We start from the raw sequence: 18,021 nt of genomic DNA, 5'->3' as shown, positions 1-18,021 counted from the left end.
ACTAATGCGTATTGGTCATGGTTTTGACGTTCATAAATTTGGCGGCGAAGGCCCGTTGATTATTGGTGGTGTTCGAATTCCTTATGAGTTTGGACTACTTGCGCATTCAGACGGTGACGTGGTGCTTCATGCATTAACCGATGCTTTACTGGGTGCCGCGGCGTTAGGTGATATTGGTAAGCTGTTTCCTGATACCGACCCGGCGTTTAAAGGGGCTGACAGCCGCGAACTGTTGCGTGAAGCTTACCGCCGGATTCAAGCCAAAGGCTACCGTGTTGGTAATGTTGATGTCACTATTATTGCTCAGTCACCCAAAATGGCCCCGCATATTCCTCAGATGCGCGTCAATATCGCCGAAGACCTGAGCTGCCATATGGATGATGTTAACGTTAAAGCGACAACGACAGAACAGCTTGGTTTTACCGGACGTAAAGAAGGTATTGCCTGTGAAGCCGTCACCTTATTGGTTAAATCCGCTGCCTGATACAATACCAAACGGAAATAAAAATATGATGCCACTAGTTTGGCTGCACGGTGAGCCAACCGTAAGCGGGGTATTAAAAGCCTCTGCTGAAGATTTTGTGGTGCAAGAAGATCTTGGCTTTGAACCGGACGGCGAAGGCGAACACGTTTTAGTTTATCTGCGTAAAACCGGATGCAACACCCAATTTGTGGCCGATCACCTTGCCCGTTTTGCTAAAATACCCGCCCGCTCAGTCAGCTATGCCGGACTGAAAGATCGTCATGCGGTCACGGAGCAATGGTTTTGTTTACAAATGCCGGGCAAAGAGACGCCTGACTTTAGCACCTTCGAGCTTGAAGGCTGTGAAATTCTGAAAACAGATCGCCACTTGCGAAAAATCCGTATCGGTACACTACGGGGAAATGCTTTTCATTTAACGCTACGCAATATTAGCGATCGCGATCGGGCTGAGTCACGGTTACAACAAATTCAGACTTTCGGTGTCCCCAACTATTTTGGTGAACAGCGCTTTGGTCATAACGGCAATAATATTATTCAGGCCGAGCTGTGGGCTAAAAACGAAATACGAGTGAAAGAGCGTAATAAACGCAGCTTTTATCTTTCTGCCGCACGCAGCGCAATGTTCAATCATATTGCCAGCAGCCGCATTGAGCAGGGATTACACCAACAAGCATTGACCGGTGATGCACTGCAACTGACGGGGCGGGGAAGCTGGTTTGTCGCCCAAGCTGAAGAGCTTGAGGTTTTGCAGCAACGGCTTAATGCCGGCGAATTACAGGTAACGGCGCCGTTACCCGGCGACCGGGATTTAGGTACTAAAGACCAAGCGCTGGCGTTTGAACTGCAGTGTTTAAGCCAATACCCAACACTGATGTCGCTGGTAAAGCGAGAAAGAGTCGAGAATGCCCGCCGTGCCGTGCTGTTACAGCCACAGAATATGGTATGGGAATGGTTAGATGACCAACGGTTATCTCTGCGTTTTTGGCTGCCTTCCGGCTGCTTTGCGACCAGCGTTGTGAGAGAGTTGATGCTGACGGCCGCAGTGGATAACGTTCCCGAAGAGTGATGCCATTAATGATATAAGATTGAAGGCCCGCCTGTTGTTCAACGCGGGCCTTCTTTTTTATGATTGAGTGATAAGGCAAAAGGGGCGACAGAGTTCACATGTTATCGGCGTTTAGCCCATCGGTGTTTTATCCGATTTAAATTAGTTGCTATAATCGGCCTTCGCTATTATTTTCAATTGGTAAAGCCTTCTGACTGTAGCGTTATCTGAATTTTATGGCGGTTAAGTTAAGCCGGAAGAGATGAATCTCAATGAATAACGGGTTAGTGCATAATTAATGAGAATATTATTAAGCAACGATGATGGTATTTCTGCGCCCGGCATTCAGATTCTGGCTGACGCTATCCGCCAGTTTGCTCAGGTTCAATTAGTTGCTCCCGATCGAAACTGCAGCGGCTCCTCCAACGCGCTGACGCTGGAAATGCCGGTGAAAATTCAGCGGTTAAATAACGGTGATATTTCAGTCAGAGGGACACCGACAGACTGTGTCTATCTCGGTGTTAATGCATTAATGGCTCCGCGACCAGATATTGTCGTTTCCGGAATTAACGCCGGAGCAAATTTAGGCGATGATGTTATTTATTCCGGCACGGTTGCAGCGGCAATGGAAGGGCGTCATCTGGGCCTGCCGGCCTTAGCCGTATCACTAGACGGGCATCGCCATTTTGATACCGCAGCCGCGATTACCTGCCGGTTGCTGAGGGGGCTCGAGAAAGAGCCGCTAAGAACCGGTAGAATATTAAATGTCAATGTGCCGGATATTCCGCTGGAAGAAATCAAAGGGTTTAAAGTTACCCGCTGCGGGAGCCGACATCCGGCCAGTCAGGTTATCTTCCAGCAGGACCCCAGAGGAAATGACCTCTACTGGATTGGTCCTCCCGGCGATAAAGACGATTTCGGTGCCGACACCGATTTTGCTGCCATAGAACAAGGTTATGTTTCTATTACGCCGCTTCAGGTTGATTTAACGGCCTATGCGGCACAAGATGTGATTAATCAATGGTTATCTCAAGCAAAGGTTACTTAAGTATGCCAAGTAAACGCATGCAGACGTTGCTTAAACAGCTGGTCGAGCATGGGATTCAGGATCAGCACGTATTACAAGCGATAGCGGCTGTACCCAGAGAGCACTTTGTTGATGAGGCCTTGTCACATCAGGCGTATGACAATACAGCATTACCTATCGGGGCCGGACAAACCATTTCTCAGCCTTATACCGTAGCCCGAATGACCGAATTACTGCATTTAACGCCGGACTCCAGAGTATTAGAGATTGGCACCGGTTCGGGTTATCAAACGGCCGTTTTAGCCCACATCGTCAGCCATATTTATTCCGTTGAACGGATTAAAAGTTTGCAATGGCAGGCAAAGCGCCGATTAAAACAGTTAGATTTACATAATGTTTCTACCCGACACAGCGATGGCTGGGAAGGGTGGAAAGTTCGCGGTCCCTTTGATGCTATTATTGTCACAGCGGCTCCGGCAGAAATACCTGAAGCCTTAGTTGAGCAGTTAGCCGACGGCGGCAGAATGGTATTGCCCGTAGGGGAACAAAATCAGTCACAATCATTACAACTCGTTGAGCGTCACGGCGATAACATTACCGTGACCACCATTGAACCTGTGCGTTTTGTCCCTTTAGTTAAAGGCGATCTCGCTTGATGACTGCACTGTGATTACGTAGAGATAGGTAAATTTAGCTATTCTTGTTTGACCTTCGGTATAGATATAGTGTCCAATTTACCGATATGTCCTTTTTCCAGCGCGTTAAGCTGAAATTTTTGCAATAAATTACAACATATTGCTCTCATTTTGAGTGATATTGACAGCTAGCGGCAATAATAGTCCGTTAACATGTGATGTAGTGGTAAATTAAATTTTTAATGGATCTAAATATTTTTTGAGTTGGCCTGATATTGGCCAGATATTAATGGAATTTAATCAGTTATTGATTCTGCTATGGTGGGGGAAGCATGAGTAAAGGAAGCCCGATGACGGTGTGTCGGTTTATTACAGTAGGTACGGTAGTGAGTTTGTTATTAACAGGTTGTAGTAATGACACAACGCCGGCACCAATAACATCGATCAATAATGACAGCGGTGGTTACTCTTCCGCTCCGGCATCAACCTCAGGTATTGGGAATAGCTCACCGTCGACAACGACGGCGATAGATACCAGCCGCCCGAATATTGTTTACACTCAGGGAGCTAACGACACCGGTACTGCAACTGCGGGTCAGGCGGCTCCTATGACGTCTGCTAATAATCAATCCACTGCGGTAAACACCGCCGGCGGTAAGATTGTTTATAACCGTAGCTACTCTGATATTCCTAAGGGTTCATATAACGGCGGTCAAACATATACCGTTTCACGCGGAGATACTCTGTTTTACATTGCGTGGATTACCGGTAATGATTTTCGCGAATTAGCACAAAAAAATAACATTTCTGAACCTTATGCGCTGTCTGCCGGACAAGTTTTAAATGTTGGCGGCGGGGCAAATACCACCGGTGCCAGCAGCGGCGGGATGTTGGCTGGAACCCCTAATAATGGGGCTGTAGTCTCATCTTCAATTAATAATCAAAATCAACCAGTAACTGTTGATTCTACTAAATCAGACGCGTATGCTGTTAACACTGGTAAACAAAATGTTGATAAAACGTTACCAGCAACGACAGGGACGACCTCGACTTCTACGGCAGCCGCCGGCGCCTCAACGGCACCATTGGCTACCAGCAGTAGCAGTACATCAGGCGTTCGTTGGCGTTGGCCTACCGAAGGAAAAGTGATTGATAACTTCTCAACTTCGGAAGGTGGCAATAAAGGTATCGACATTGCTGGCTCACGTGGCCAATCGGTACTAGCAGCAGCAGATGGGCGTATCGTATATGCAGGTAATGCGTTACGTGGTTACGGTAACCTAATCATTATTAAACATAATGACGATTACCTTAGTGCCTACGCACACAATGATTCGATGCTAGTTGCTGAGCAGCAAGAAGTTAAAGCAGGACAAAAAATAGCAACAATGGGTAGTACGGGTGCCAGTTCTGTAAGATTGCATTTTGAAATCCGTTACAAGGGCAAATCCGTCAACCCGCTGCAGCATTTGCCGCAGCGTTAACTGGGCAGGGGTTGGTTTTCCTGCCTGTGTGTCGCAACTACGGGTAGGAAAACAAACTATGAGTTCCAATACGCTGAAAGTCAACGAATGGCCTGAAAATGCTGATTTCGATGATAGTGAACCCGCAGATTTTGATGAAAAAGCCCAGCTAGAAGTAGCTGAGGATGATAATTCGGCGGAAGATACACTGCTTTCACAGGAAGTGACTCAACATGTGCTGGATGCGACACAGCTGTATCTCGGAGAAATCGGTTTTTCACCACTTTTAACTGCCCAGGAAGAAGTTTATTTTGCACGAAGAGCTTTACGCGGTGACGCACCGGCTCGTAGTCGCATGATAGAAAGCAACCTGCGTTTAGTTGTTAAAATTGCACGCCGCTATAACAACCGAGGTTTAGCGCTACTCGACTTAATCGAAGAAGGTAATCTGGGCCTGATTCGTGCGGTTGAAAAGTTTGACCCGGAGAGAGGCTTCCGTTTCTCAACCTATGCCACTTGGTGGATTAGACAGACAATTGAACGGGCAATCATGAATCAGACCCGAACCATTCGTTTGCCGATTCATATTGTGAAAGAATTAAACGTATATCTGCGTACTGCTCGTGAGCTTTCTCATAAGTTAGACCACGAACCGCGTGCAGAAGACATCGCGAATAAACTGGACAAGTCGGTAGGTGATGTTAGCCGTATGCTGCGTCTTAATGAACGAGTTACCTCTGTTGACTCACCGCTGAGCGGCGAATCTGACAGTGCACTGCTCGACATTCTACCGGATGAAAACAACAACGATCCTGAATACACCACTCAGGATAACGACATCAAACAGAGCATTGTAAAATGGCTGTTTGAACTGAATCCAAAACAGCGGGAAGTTTTAGCCCGTCGTTTCGGTCTGCTGGGCTACGAAGCAGCGACGCTGGAAGATGTAGGCAGTGAGATTGGCCTGACCCGTGAGCGGGTTCGTCAGATTCAGGTTGAAGGATTGGCTCAATTAAGAGAAATCCTGATGAAGCAAGGCCTAAGTATTGAGGCGCTGTTTCAGGAGTAATTAGCCTTACTCATTCGCGTTAAATAGAGCACCCACATTGATATGTGGGTGTTTTTTTATATCAGGCAAGTCATGGATGAGAGTCTCTATTTTGAACAAGTCAATAACATACATTTTTCTACATTACACACGCATTCTGAGTTTGGCAGTGATTGCGCTTTTGGCCATTGGCTGTGACTCACAAACGCCGAAACAAATCCATGAATTTTTAGTACAGTGTCAGAATGAGCAGATTAGCGTTATTGAAACTTCGCTAAATCAAGGTATTAAGGTGAACAGTGCTTCACCTGCAGGGATGACCTGCTTGATGGTAGCTGCAAAAGAGAAGCGAACTGAGCTGGTAAAACGGCTTCTGGACAAAGGCGCCAATCCGAATCAAAAAATGGATTCAACTACCACGGCACTGATGCTGGCCGTTGGGCCAGACAGCGATCCTGAATTAGTAAAACGGCTCATTGAAGCGAAAAGCGATCTGAAAGCGTTAAGTGCTGATGGCAGTTCGCTGTTGATGATTGCTCTGGGCAATGATGATTCAATCCAGATCCCGCGCGAAGCCATTAGTGAGCTAACGGTAAAACCGGAAACCGATGGCCTTAGCGAATTCAATAATGACCCGTTTCAGATGCCTAATTTAGAGACTGTTAAGCTACTTTTAGATAGTGGCGTAGACCTTAACGCCAGAAATCATGAAAGCTCGGCAGCGTTAGATTATGCGATTCAGATGGAGTATGACCCTGAAGTATTAACCTTATTGATCAACGCGGGTGCTGATGTGAATTTATCGGGGCGTTCGGGCATAACACCGTTAATTCGCGCGTCTATGACCGAAAGAGCGGACTATATGAAGTTACTGCTTTCCCATGGTGCTAACGTTGCAAGTAAAGATAAATCAGGTGAAACAGCAATGTTTTATGCCGCACGCCACGGTTCTCCTGAGGTGATTGCGTTATTAATTGCCCATGGTGCCGATATAAATGCTCAGACTCCGCAAGGCACAACGCCGCTGATGGCCGCCATCATGGATGAAAATTCACAGAGTACTGAAACTATTATTAAGTCAGGCGCGGATATTAATCTCAAAGATAAAGACGGGAAATCAGCGCTAGGCATCAGCGATGGCAACATCCGTGAGTTATTAATTAAGTCCGGTGCAACTATTGGCGGGCAAGAAGTGTGGATGGCACAAGCCGATCTCAACCAGTGTATGAGCAAGCTATTTGATCATGCAGTGATTGATATGATTGCTTCTGCAACAGCCAGAGGAAAGCCCAGAGCATATACAAAAGTGGTTCAACAGTGTGGGCAGTTTGATGATGCGGCGCTGTCTACATTTTTAGATAAATTTTCACCAGAAATTTCTGTTTCTGATGGCAGTAATATCATCAAGTCTGATTATTACGGTGTCCCGATTGAGTGTCAGTTTACAAGTAGCTCAGAAACAGTCTGTAAACGGGTAGACTAAGGCTAATAATATGTTGGCATGATGATGAATAAAAAAACCGACGCCAGTTTCCTGACGCCGGTTTTTTTTATGCTAACGGCAACCTATTACCAGCTGTAATTCAGCCTTGCAGTAACGGTACGACCATCGCCGTAGTAGCACCAATAATCACAGGCACTGACATATTTCTTATCAGCTAAGTTATTGGCGTTAACCTGTACCTGCCACTCTTTATTGATGTCATAACGAACCATGGCATCCCACAGCGTAAAGGCCGGAACCTTCATCTCTGCGGTATTGACTGAATCACCATAGGTGCTGCCAATATAGCGCACGCCGGAACCGATAGTGAAATCGTGCAGAGCGCCCGGAAGCTTATAATCGGCCCATAGTGATGCCATATTTCTTGGCGTTGCCGGTAAGCGTTTATCAATTTCCGCTGAATTAAGAGAACGAGTCGTGATAACTTCATTCAGGGTATAGCTGGCGATAAATTTCAGGTTATCAGTCGCATTACCAACCGCTTCAAGCTCGAAGCCGCGTGAACGGGCCTCACCGGTTTGAGTACGAACCGACGGGCTATCCGGGTCGGTGGTCAGGGTATTCTTCTGATAGAGTTCATACACTGCGGCATTGATATAGCCGTTAAACCAGTCCGGAACATATTTCACGCCGAGTTCGGTTTGCTGTCCGGTTTGCGGTTCATACGGCTTATTGTCGTTATTTCTGCCGGATAACGGCTGGAATGATTCAGAGTAGCTGATATAGGGATTTAGCCCGATATCAGACAGATACATCAAGCCGGCATTTTTGGTGTACTTATGATCTCTCATATTGAGATGGTCATTGGTATCCGGCTGGTTATCGTCTGACGTCGCTCTGTCGTAACGGCCACCGAGCAGCAGTAACCATTTATCATCAAATCTGATCTGGTCCTGAATATAAATACCGTTTTGGCGACGCTTAGTATTATGGTTAAACAAATCGCTGTCTGAGACCGGCTGATAGTTGCCGTAAACCGGATCAAAGATGTCTAACGGATCGCCGAAGCTATACAGGTTGGCGTCTTTACCGCGTGAGTTTGCGGTGAAGTAATCAACACCTAACAGCAGGGTATGTTCAAAGCGGTCAAAGCTCCAGTTACCGACCATGCGGTTATCTAAAGCCCAGCCTTGGGCGCTACCGTCACGATAAGTCAGGCCACGGTTAACGTGGCGATCGTCAATCATGCTCAGGCCGTATGCACCGCGTAACAGCAGGTTCATATAGCTGTAAGACATATTCTGATGGAAGGTCCAGGTATCATTAAAGGCATGCTTAAACTCATACCCGACCATAAATTGTTCTGAGTTATTCGCGGCATAGGAAGGCTCGCCGTAGCTCATCTTATAATCTACTTTACCAAAAGGGGTGTCATGCAAGGTACCGTAAGGCAGCTTGAATCCACTGGTCTGATTGGTATTGTCTTTCATATAGCTGCTTAACAGCGTCAGGCTGGTATCGTCAGAAAAATCGACCGTCATACTTGGTGCAATATAATAACGTTCGCTCTGAGCGCCGTCAGTCGGGCCATTCGCTTTTCGAGCAAAGCCGACTAAGCGGTAGAGTACGTTTCCTTCATCGGTCACCGGGCCAGAGGTGTCTACCGCGAAGTGGCGGTAATCATCAGAGCCATAAGAGAGTTCAACCTCTCCTTGCTTCAGGCGAGTAGGGCGTTTGCTGATAACGTTAATTAATCCACCCGGTGGATTTTGACCATACAGCATAGACGCCGGGCCTTTTAACATTTCAATACGCTCTATGCCATAAGCTTCCTGCTGCCAGCCATAGAAACCACTTTCATTCAGGGTTGGCAGCCCGTTCTGATAACGAGACCAGCCAAAACCACGGATGATTAACCAGTCGTTGATATTATCCGGACCATAAGGCGTTGCCTGAACCCCTGAGCTATAGCGCATGGCTTCATCAAGTTTTTTGACGCCGCGGTCTTTGATATTTTCCTGGGTAACTTCTGATAGCGATCTTGGCGTTTCAGCTGCCGGAGCATCAATTTTTAACGCCGTATTTCCGCCAAGAACCACGATTCGATCTTCGCCGTTTTCCGATGTTTGAGCTTCTTCGGCCATAGCGGAAAAAGAGGCGGTCATACTGAGCAATATTGCATAGGTTAATGGCTTATATGTCAGACAAGCCGAAGGGACTTTATGGTCCATACGTAGAACATCCTGAATGAAAAGTGTAATGAGAGTTATTATCATGCGCATTGTCATTTCATTTGTTATCCGCTGTCAAATGAAATGATAAAAATTGAAAAATTCATTCAGAATGGTGATTCTTTTGACCTCCGCCAAATGGTATATTGCGAATAATTATCATTATTCTGAATGGAATGGCATTCGGCTTGCGCTAAATATCCAGACCTAGAGCCTGAGTGGCACCTTTATTACGGGTTTATATTCAATGAACAAAAGATTACTGATGCTGTTTATCACCTTGATATTTAGCATTTCTACCGTCTATGCCGGCGAGTGGCCTAAAGAGGTTACCGATGTTTTAGGCAATAAAGTGGTGCTTAAACAAAAACCAAAGCGGGTTATTTTGGCCTCCGGTTATAGCTTTGTTGCCCTGACTTTTGTTGAAGAGAATCCGACCGATATTCTGGTCGGTTGGGGCAGTGAGCTTAAAAAGTTGGACGTAGAAACCTATAACCTCTACCTGAAAACCTTCCCTAAACTGGCTGATTTGAAAGTGATTGGCAGCGGTAGCGGCGATGAGCTTTCCACCGAGACTATTCTTTCTTTATCTCCGGATCTGGTTATTTTTGAAGGCTGGCAGGCTCAGCGATCGCAAAACCTTATTGCTCTGTTGAACAAGAGTGGTATTCCGGTCGCCTTTATTGATTTTTATCAGTCTCCGCTGGAGAATACTGTTCCGTCGATACGGGTGCTGGGGCAGTTATTAGATAAAGAGCAAAAGGCTGAAGAATTAATTAGCTTTTACCAAACCCATATGGATAAGCTGACTTCCCGGCTCAACGATCCGAGAATACAGAGCCCAAGCGTATTGCTGCACGCCTACCCCGGCGTGTGGGACTGTTGCTGGAGCAGTGGCTCCGGCGGTATTGGTGAGTATATTTCGCTGTTTAAAGGTCTCAATGTTGGCGCTGAGAAGTTTCCCACCGCTAACGGTGGTACGCTGAGCCTTGAATATTTGATTCAAAAAAGCCCTCAGGTCTATATCGCTACCGGTCATTCAGCGGTTGACCCGCATAAAGCGTTACCGCTGGGCACCAGCGTCGATATGGCCATCAGCCAGCGGCAGCTAAAGGTATTAGTGGAACAGAAAGGCATTAATACTTTTGATGCGGTCAAACAGGGGCGAGTTCATGGATTCTGGAACTACTTTTCCGGCTCGCCGTTCAATATCGTTGGGGCCGAAGTGATGGCTAAGTGGCTTCAACCCGAGGTATATCAGGATATTGACCCGCAAAAAACCATGGATGAACTGAATCAGCATTTTCTTCCCGTGACGTTAACCGGTACTTATTGGCTTACCCTACAGAGATAGAGTTATGTATACCAAACCTGAATATATTGTAACCACCAAAGAACAGCTGCGTGAGCGCTACAGTGCACCCCATGAGCTGGTGGTAAAAAAGCAGATCGATTTTCTGGCGCCTTATGGACAAAAGCTGATATCCCTTTCGCCTTTCTTCGTGCTGGCCACCGTGGGTGAAAAAGGGGTCGATGTTTCACCTAAAGGCGGTTATCCGGGGTTTGTTAAAACCGTGGGCGAAAAGACGCTGCTGATCCCGGATTATGCCGGCAACAATCGTTTAGATGGCCTGCAAAATATCATTGATAATCCGCAGGTCGGGCTGACCTTTTTTATTCCGGGTTATAACGAAGTTTTTCGGGTTAACGGTAAAGCGACGATTTCGATCGATCCGTCACTGTGTGAGTTTTTCACCGATACCGGAAAAAAGGTAAAATGTGCAATAGTTGTCGATATTGAAGAAGCCTTTATTCATTGCGGTCAGGCTATTTCGTTGGCTAAGTTATGGAATATTGAAAGCCAGTCTAATGCGGATAAAACACCGTCATTGGATGAAATTATCGGATTCCACAAAGACCGCTGATTAACCGATTAACTAGACTGTTTAGAAAAAGGCGGGCCTTGGGCTAATGCAGGTCGGTTAAGCATGTCTATGCGATAGGATTCAACCCAGCCATCATCCCCGTTTTCACCGGGATGATGGCTGAGGATATTTCTTAAGTCATCGTTCTTTTGCTCGACTAAACTAACTCTTTAAGCCGATAGATCCATTCAAGCGCCTGTTTTGGCGTTAAGGTATCCGGATCGAGATTTTCTAATGCTTCTACCGCCGGCGAGGTCTCTTCTACCGCCAGTAATGCCATCTGAGAACCATCGATATTACTGTTGGCCGCATTGACCGACAGAGATTCCAGCTCTTTAAGCTTTTGTCTGGCCCGTTTGATAACGTCTTTCGGCACGCCGGCCAATGCGGCAACCGCCAGCCCGTAACTCTTACTGGCCGCGCCGGGTTGAACGCTGTGCATAAAGGCAATCGTATCGCCATGTTCAACGGCATCCAGATGCACATTTTCCACCCCTTCCATACGTTCTGGCAGGGTAGTCAGCTCAAAATAATGGGTAGCAAACAGCGTCATAGCCTTAATTTTATGGGCCAGATTTTCGGCACAGCTCCATGCCAGCGACAGGCCATCATAGGTTGAGGTTCCGCGACCAATTTCATCCATTAGGATCAGGCTCTGCTCGGTAGCATTGTGCAGAATATTTGCCGTTTCTGTCATTTCGACCATAAAGGTTGAGCGGCCGGAAGCCAAATCGTCAGCGGCTCCGATACGGGTGAATATACGATCTACCGGACCAATGGTGGCGCTTTCTGCCGGCACAAAGCTGCCAATATGCGCCATTAGCACAATCAGGGCCGCCTGGCGCATATAGGTACTTTTACCGCCCATATTCGGGCCGGTGACGATCAGCATCCTGCGCTGAGGCGAAAGTTGTAACGGGTTGGCAATAAAAGGCTCATTTAGCACTTGCTCAACCACCGGGTGACGGCCGCCGGTAATTTGAATGCCCGGCTTATCAGTCAGCGTCGGGCAGTTGTAGTTCAGCGTGTAAGCACGTTCAGATAAGTTGCACAGCACATCGAGTTCAGCCAAGGCTGAAGCACTGATTTGCAGCGCCTCAAGATGTGGCAACATCATATCGAACAGTTCATCGTACAGGCCTTTTTCCAGCGCCAGCGCCTTGCCTTTGGATGTCAGAACTTTATCTTCATACTCTTTGAGTTCAGGAATAATATAGCGCTCAGCATTCTTCAACGTTTGTCTGCGCACATAGTGGATCGGAACCAGATGGCTCTGACCGCGGCTGACCTGAATAAAGTAGCCATGAACGCCGTTAAAGCCCACCTTCAGCGTATCCAGTCCCAGCTTTTCACGCTCACGGATTTCCAGACGATCCAGATAATCAGTCGCTCCGTCAGCCAGTGCACGCCACTCATCCAATTCCGCATTGTATCCAGGGGCAATAACCCCGCCGTCGCGGATTAATACCGGTGGTGATTCAACCACCGCTTTTTCCAGCAGGGCCTGAAGTTGTGAAAACTCGCCAATTTGGCTTTTCAGCGTGTGAATATACTCAGAAGAGAAGGGCGCCAGAATTTGATGAATATCCGGTAGCTGCTGGAAAGCATAACGCATGCGCGCCAGATCTCTCGGGCGTGCTGTTCGCAGCGCCAGACGTGCCAGAATACGCTCTAAATCACCAACGTTACGCAAGAAGGGATGCAGTTCAACATAGCTGTCCTGCAGCTCAGCAATGGCCGACTGGCGGTTTCTTAAGGTAGTAATATTGCGGGTCGGCGCATGAATCCAGCGCTTTAGCATCCGGCTGCCCATGGCCGTAACTGAATGGTCAAGAATGGCAGCCAGCGTATTCTCCGTACCGCCCGAAAGATTAAGGGTTAACTCTAAATTACGTCGGGTAGCCGCGTCTAAAATGATGCCATCCTGCTGACGCTCAATGGTTAAGCCGCGAATATGAGGCAATGATGTCCGCTGGGTATCTTTAACGTACTGCAATAAACAGCCTGCTGCCCGCAGCGCCCGTACCGCTTTTTCAACGCCAAATCCGTTTAAGTCTTTAGTACCGAACTGCATATTAAGCTGCTGGCGAGCGGTATCGAGTTCAAACTCCCACAGCGGACGGCGGCGCAGACCGTGCCGATTTTCAATCAAATCCATTGCGGCTAAATCTTCAGGGTAAAGCAGTTCAGCCGGATTGGTTCTCTGCAGCTCCGCAGCCATGGTCTCTTTATCGACCGGCTCTGCCACTAAAAAGCGCCCGGAACTGATATCCAGAGTCGCATAGCCAAACTGCTTATCGTCCTGCCAGATTGCCGCCAAAAGGTTATCCTGACGTTCCTGCAATAAGGCTTCATCACTGACGGTACCCGGCGTAACAATTCTGACCACTTTGCGCTCTACGGGACCTTTACTGGTGGCCGGATCGCCTATCTGCTCACAAATAGCCACTGACTCACCGAGCTGAACTAATTTGGCCAGATAATTTTCAATGGCGTGGTGTGGTACACCGGCCATAGGGATCGGCTCACCGGCAGAGGCACCGCGTTTAGTCAGTGAGATATCCAGTAATTGAGAGGCTCGCTTAGCATCGTCATAGAATAATTCATAGAAATCGCCCATGCGGTAGAACAGTAAAATTTGCGGATGCTGGGCCTTCAGCTTTAAATATTGCTGCATCATTGGCGTATGGGAATTTAGGCTGGAATTATCTGTCATAGAATTATTCTTTGTAATGTATTGAAATTTAAATTAATCATGATTTTTATTTTTCTCAATGCCTAGCGGTGACCTTATTAAAAATCACCTAATCTAACAGGGCATGTTGATTGTACTTTATGTCACGATGTTATTTCACATATCTCTGCGTCATCCATGCTTCTTTATCCTATATCACGGGTTGCAATCATCTCTGAGCAAGAGGAGGGGCAGGGTTCAATTTAGCTATGGTTATACTAGCCCAGTTACCGGCAAACGCATAGAGCGAATAGTTAGATGCTTTTCGCAAATTTTGCTTGTAATAGCAATGACTAAGCGACATGAACTGAACAGTGTAAGGCGTGAGGACATTGCCGTACAGCTGAACTAAACGTTGAGTAACTGCAGCGATAAGATGAAAGTAAAATAGCACAGCAACCTGCTTTTACAGTAAGAATCCCGTTGAGCTCACAATAGAGCTATAGGTAACTCTTTTAACTCTACTGAACATGCAACTTATGGGAAAAACAGTATTGGTTGGGCCGGGCAATAAAGAGATATTCGATTATATCGAAGTGTTCAACAATCGCACGCTAAGTATTCAACTTGAGGTGATTTATCTTTCATTCAGAGTAAGGTGGCGGCATTATTAGGTGGAAAGATTGTTAGGGGCTGATTACTTTAGCGCATTTATTGAGCGTGCATATTATTTTAATGGTCAGTCAACGCATTGAATGTATAACCAAAAATTGATCCGGAGTTCTATATGGAAAGTATAAATTTAGATATTTTGGTTAAGAAATTAAAAGCCCTTCCGATTAAAGTACCCATTGAGGTGCTTACGCTCTGGGAGACCAGTAATGATGCATGGTGTCTGAAAACCATTGAAGGCAGCATAATATATGTCAATAAATCATATTATGATTTAATTACCCCGACTAGTTACCATAAAAAATCGGCGTTAGCCCCTTTTAGCGAAATAATAAGGGATCACGATAGTATGGTAATGCATAACGGCCTTAAAGTGGATGCGGTGGGCGTTCTATCTTTAAATGAAGGAAAGGACTTTAAATCTTTCTTCTGTGAGAGAATGCCTTTCTATAATAAATTGGCAGAAATATCAGGAATTATTAGCCATATTGGTACGCTGAAAGTCGTCACGCCAAATTTTTTTATTTAAAAACTATGTCGGTGAGTTTACATTTAATAAACCATCTAAACTATTAACCAATAAAGAGTGGGAAATCGTGTTTCTTATCATGGCCGGACTCTCTGAAAAAGAGATAGCAAAGAAGGTTAATAGAACAATACGAACGGTAAAGTTTCATAAGAGCAATATCCTGCAAAAAAACGACTGCACAACCACCCGTGAATTTATTATGCTTGCCAAAGAGCATAAGTGGCAGTTTTATATTCCGCCTATATTCGTAAAAATACAGTACATTATTGAGTAATATTTTAATGACATCGGTCATTATGCCGTTTTCAATTTACTCATATACCACACCTTTTATGCCATTAGTTGCTTATTAATAACTGTACTTTTAGTACAGTTATTTCTTATGGACCTACGCGTATGCTCTTTCTATCAGCAGATAGATATCTTTCTGTATTGATAGTGAAAGACATTAACTCTATAAGGCGAGGTCGTGGATGAATTATATTAACAGTGGGCAAATTCCGATTATTATTATATCCATTAGTGATAATGATCTTGATATTGGTGATAATCTAAATCAGGTTGAATCAGAAAGCACTTTACAGCACTATATTTTTATTCATGCGGAAAAGCATGAGCAAGTTCTATCTTTAATAAAAAAGGAAGCCGGTATTGGTGGTGTTATTATTAATATTGGCAGTTCATTAAAAGTAAGCGATTGCAATGTTTTTATTAAAAACATTATCGAAATAATACGTTCTAAGAATAATACATTACCGATATTTTTATCATCAAGTACACCCATTTTAGGCTGGCTATCTATTGAGGTCATTAAAGAGATTCATGAATGTATTAATATTAATGAAGATACACCCGGTTTCATTGCCGGTCGTATTCATCTGGCGATACATCAATACCTGAACCATTTACTTCCACCTTATTTTAGCGCCTTGAAAAACTATGCAACAGATAGCCCTTATTATTGGGATTGTCCTGGACATCAGGGCGGCGTGGCCTATCTCAAGCATCCGATAGGGCGCGAATTCTTGAATTTTTTCGGTGAAAATATTATGCGTGCTGATATCGGGGTTGCTACGCCGGAAATGGGCGATTGGCTTGAACATCAAGGTCCTCCCGGTGAATCTGAAAAAAGGGCGGCGGTCATTTTTGGTGCGGATAAGACATTCTATGTTATTGGGGGAACTTCTCAGTCAAATCAGATTGTAGGACATTCTATTCCCCTTAAAGGCAATATTGCGCTGGTTGACAGAAACTGCCATAAGTCGGTGACTCATGAACTTACCATCACGCAGGCTAACCCGGTATATTTTCGACCGTCCAGAAATGGCTTAGGCATTATTGGCTTAATTTCACCCGATCAATTTGACGAGGAGAATATTCGTCAAAAAATAGCCAATAGTTCATTAGTTGATCGGGCCGATAGTCTGGATCCGGTGTATGCGATTATTACTAACTGTACCTATGATGGGTTGATTTATGATGTGGAGTTAGTCACTCATAAATTAGCTAATTCAACCCCTAGAATTAAGTTTGATGAGGCATGGTACGCCTACGCTAAATTTCATCCTATCTATAAAAAACGCTTTGCTATGGATATGCCGCGCAACGATCCAAGCCAGCCAACGCTTTATGCTGTGCAGTCAACCCATAAAATGCTGGCGGCCTTCTCTTCAGCATCGATGATTCATATCCGGAGTTCTGAAAGGGCACCGGTTAATTATGACGTGTTCAATGAGGCTTTTATGATGCATGGAACAACCTCGCCGTTTTATCCGATTATTGCCTCAATTGATGTCGCTACCGCAATGATGGAAGGGAAACCGGGCCGGACCTTAATCGATGGGGCGATTAACGATGCGATTGATTTTAGAAAAGCCATGGTAATGGTGGAGAATAAACTGAAAGACGAAGGGCTGGAAGGTTGGTTCTTTAGCGTTTGGCAGCCTGATACGGTATTGCAAGAGGGTAACCGGGTTCCCTTTGTTGATGTTCCTAATTCAGTTCTGGCCAGTGACGCCTCGCTATGGATGCTGAATGAGAACGATGCCTGGCACGGTTTTGATAATATGCCCGATGGATATGCCATGCTTGATCCGATTAAAGTCACAATAACCTGCCCGGGTTTAAATGCTCAGGGCATCATGGGTGAATTTGGTATACCCGCGCAGGTTGTTTCAAAATACTTAGGTACACAGCGTATTATTCCGGCGAGAAACGGCGATTATAATATTCTTATTTTATTTGCATTAGGTTCTACACAGGGAAAATGGAATACGCTAATTGATTTACTGATGGTGTTTAAACGACATTATGACAAAAATACGCCATTAGAAAAAATTCTTCCTGATATTTATTCAAGTTCAAAGGTATATCAGGACATGGGATTAGCTGATTTATGTAAAGAGATTCATCAGACTAATATTGAATTGAATATTACGGAGCTCTCTGAGTTAGCCTGTTATATTGAAACCAAACAGGTATTAACGCCGTCACAGGCCTATGACTGTCTGGTTGATGATAACACTGAATTGGTTGATATTTATAATATTAAAGATCGTACCATTGGGGTGATGGTCACGCCATATCCGCCGGGTATTCCTTTGATTATGCCGGGTGAATCAATTGGTAATGAATCACACGCTATTATTGATTATTTACTGGCATTAGAAGAATTTGGTAAACGCTTTCCAGGGTTTGCCCATGAATTACAGGGCATAGAAATTGATGATAATGGCGAATATAAGGTCAGGTGCATAAAAGAAGACTTTTATTTTTAATTGAAGATATGAGTAATAATTTATATCCAAAATAATGTATTTCACGATTATTTCGTCAATGGCTTTA

Annotated in this window: 14 protein-coding genes; 12 read left to right on the top strand and 2 right to left on the bottom strand. The window is 45.3% G+C overall.

The features are described from left to right. The first annotated feature begins 4 nt into the window (after positions 1-4). The 7 genes from ispF to YWE_RS0123110 all read left to right on the top strand — a co-directional run bounded on the left by ispF (position 5) and on the right by YWE_RS0123110 (position 7,185). The gene (ispF, locus tag YWE_RS0123140; RefSeq protein ID WP_029096585.1) at positions 5-484 is read left to right on the top strand and encodes a 2-C-methyl-D-erythritol 2,4-cyclodiphosphate synthase; all 480 of its coding nucleotides are present in this window, start codon (positions 5-7) and stop codon (positions 482-484) included. 25 nt (positions 485-509) lie between these two features. After that, on the top strand, positions 510-1,550 hold the full coding sequence (truD, locus tag YWE_RS28495) for a tRNA pseudouridine(13) synthase TruD (protein ID WP_051323540.1): 1,041 nt from the start codon (positions 510-512) through the stop codon (positions 1,548-1,550). A 277-nt stretch (positions 1,551-1,827) separates the two neighbouring features. Further along, positions 1,828-2,577 carry a 5'/3'-nucleotidase SurE gene (gene surE / locus YWE_RS0123130; protein ID WP_029096584.1) on the top strand — a complete coding sequence of 250 codons (750 nt, stop codon included), beginning with the start codon at positions 1,828-1,830 and terminating at the stop codon, positions 2,575-2,577. Between the two features lie 2 nt (positions 2,578-2,579). After that, positions 2,580-3,212 (top strand): protein-L-isoaspartate(D-aspartate) O-methyltransferase, encoded by a 633-nt coding sequence (locus YWE_RS0123125; protein WP_029096583.1) that lies wholly within the window; start codon positions 2,580-2,582, stop codon positions 3,210-3,212. A gap of 311 nt (positions 3,213-3,523) precedes the next feature. Continuing rightward, the gene (gene nlpD, locus YWE_RS28490) at positions 3,524-4,675 is read left to right on the top strand and encodes a murein hydrolase activator NlpD (RefSeq protein ID WP_071605923.1); all 1,152 of its coding nucleotides are present in this window, start codon (positions 3,524-3,526) and stop codon (positions 4,673-4,675) included. 58 nt (positions 4,676-4,733) lie between these two features. Further along, positions 4,734-5,723 carry an RNA polymerase sigma factor RpoS gene (rpoS, locus tag YWE_RS0123115; protein ID WP_029096581.1) on the top strand — a complete coding sequence of 330 codons (990 nt, stop codon included), beginning with the start codon at positions 4,734-4,736 and terminating at the stop codon, positions 5,721-5,723. A 148-nt stretch (positions 5,724-5,871) separates the two neighbouring features. Then, entirely contained in the window at positions 5,872-7,185 is a 1,314-nt protein-coding gene (locus YWE_RS0123110; RefSeq protein WP_029096580.1) for an ankyrin repeat domain-containing protein, read from the top strand. An 86-nt stretch (positions 7,186-7,271) separates the two neighbouring features. Here YWE_RS0123110 and YWE_RS0123100 read toward each other — a convergent pair whose 3' ends face one another. After that, positions 7,272-9,377: a TonB-dependent siderophore receptor gene (locus YWE_RS0123100; protein ID WP_051323539.1), complete on the bottom strand. Its 2,106-nt coding sequence runs from the start codon at positions 9,375-9,377 to the stop codon at positions 7,272-7,274. A gap of 247 nt (positions 9,378-9,624) precedes the next feature. Between YWE_RS0123100 and YWE_RS28485 the strand changes: the two genes are divergently transcribed. Further along, positions 9,625-10,731 carry an ABC transporter substrate-binding protein gene (locus YWE_RS28485; protein WP_051323538.1) on the top strand — a complete coding sequence of 369 codons (1,107 nt, stop codon included), beginning with the start codon at positions 9,625-9,627 and terminating at the stop codon, positions 10,729-10,731. A 4-nt stretch (positions 10,732-10,735) separates the two neighbouring features. Next, positions 10,736-11,302: an MSMEG_1061 family FMN-dependent PPOX-type flavoprotein gene (locus tag YWE_RS0123090; RefSeq protein ID WP_029096578.1), complete on the top strand. Its 567-nt coding sequence runs from the start codon at positions 10,736-10,738 to the stop codon at positions 11,300-11,302. A 157-nt stretch (positions 11,303-11,459) separates the two neighbouring features. Here the strand turns inward: YWE_RS0123090 and mutS are convergent, their stop codons facing one another. Beyond that, on the bottom strand, positions 11,460-14,018 hold the full coding sequence (gene mutS / locus YWE_RS0123085) for a DNA mismatch repair protein MutS (protein WP_029096577.1): 2,559 nt from the start codon (positions 14,016-14,018) through the stop codon (positions 11,460-11,462). 745 nt (positions 14,019-14,763) lie between these two features. Between mutS and YWE_RS30215 the strand changes: the two genes are divergently transcribed. The 3 genes from YWE_RS30215 to YWE_RS28475 all read left to right on the top strand — a co-directional run bounded on the left by YWE_RS30215 (position 14,764) and on the right by YWE_RS28475 (position 17,954). Beyond that, positions 14,764-15,177 carry a hypothetical protein gene (locus tag YWE_RS30215; protein ID WP_051323537.1) on the top strand — a complete coding sequence of 138 codons (414 nt, stop codon included), beginning with the start codon at positions 14,764-14,766 and terminating at the stop codon, positions 15,175-15,177. Then, a complete protein-coding gene (locus YWE_RS32180) occupies positions 15,164-15,451 on the top strand; it encodes a response regulator transcription factor (RefSeq protein WP_227659996.1) in 288 nt (95 codons plus the stop codon). Before YWE_RS30215 ends, YWE_RS32180 begins: the two co-directional genes overlap by 14 nt. Positions 15,452-15,650: 199 nt before the next feature. Then, entirely contained in the window at positions 15,651-17,954 is a 2,304-nt protein-coding gene (locus tag YWE_RS28475) for an Orn/Lys/Arg family decarboxylase (RefSeq protein WP_036016950.1), read from the top strand. Positions 17,955-18,021: the final 67 nt, after the last annotated feature.

This window comes from Budvicia aquatica DSM 5075 = ATCC 35567 (assembly GCF_000427805.1).
Classification (GTDB): domain Bacteria; phylum Pseudomonadota; class Gammaproteobacteria; order Enterobacterales; family Enterobacteriaceae; genus Budvicia; species Budvicia aquatica.
Note: the sequence above shows the minus strand (reverse complement) of the source record. Positions and strands in the feature narration are given on the sequence as shown.

Coding starts and splice junctions, on each gene's coding strand:
- ispF (WP_029096585.1), top strand. CDS start 5: ATGCGTATTGGTCATGGTTTTGACGTTCATAAATTTGGCGGCGAAGGC.
- truD (WP_051323540.1), top strand. CDS start 510: ATGATGCCACTAGTTTGGCTGCACGGTGAGCCAACCGTAAGCGGGGTA.
- surE (WP_029096584.1), top strand. CDS start 1,828: ATGAGAATATTATTAAGCAACGATGATGGTATTTCTGCGCCCGGCATT.
- YWE_RS0123125 (WP_029096583.1), top strand. CDS start 2,580: ATGCCAAGTAAACGCATGCAGACGTTGCTTAAACAGCTGGTCGAGCAT.
- nlpD (WP_071605923.1), top strand. CDS start 3,524: ATGAGTAAAGGAAGCCCGATGACGGTGTGTCGGTTTATTACAGTAGGT.
- rpoS (WP_029096581.1), top strand. CDS start 4,734: ATGAGTTCCAATACGCTGAAAGTCAACGAATGGCCTGAAAATGCTGAT.
- YWE_RS0123100 (WP_051323539.1), bottom strand. CDS start 9,377: ATGGACCATAAAGTCCCTTCGGCTTGTCTGACATATAAGCCATTAACC.
- YWE_RS28485 (WP_051323538.1), top strand. CDS start 9,625: ATGAACAAAAGATTACTGATGCTGTTTATCACCTTGATATTTAGCATT.
- YWE_RS0123090 (WP_029096578.1), top strand. CDS start 10,736: ATGTATACCAAACCTGAATATATTGTAACCACCAAAGAACAGCTGCGT.
- mutS (WP_029096577.1), bottom strand. CDS start 14,018: ATGACAGATAATTCCAGCCTAAATTCCCATACGCCAATGATGCAGCAA.
- YWE_RS30215 (WP_051323537.1), top strand. CDS start 14,764: ATGGAAAGTATAAATTTAGATATTTTGGTTAAGAAATTAAAAGCCCTT.
- YWE_RS28475 (WP_036016950.1), top strand. CDS start 15,651: ATGAATTATATTAACAGTGGGCAAATTCCGATTATTATTATATCCATT.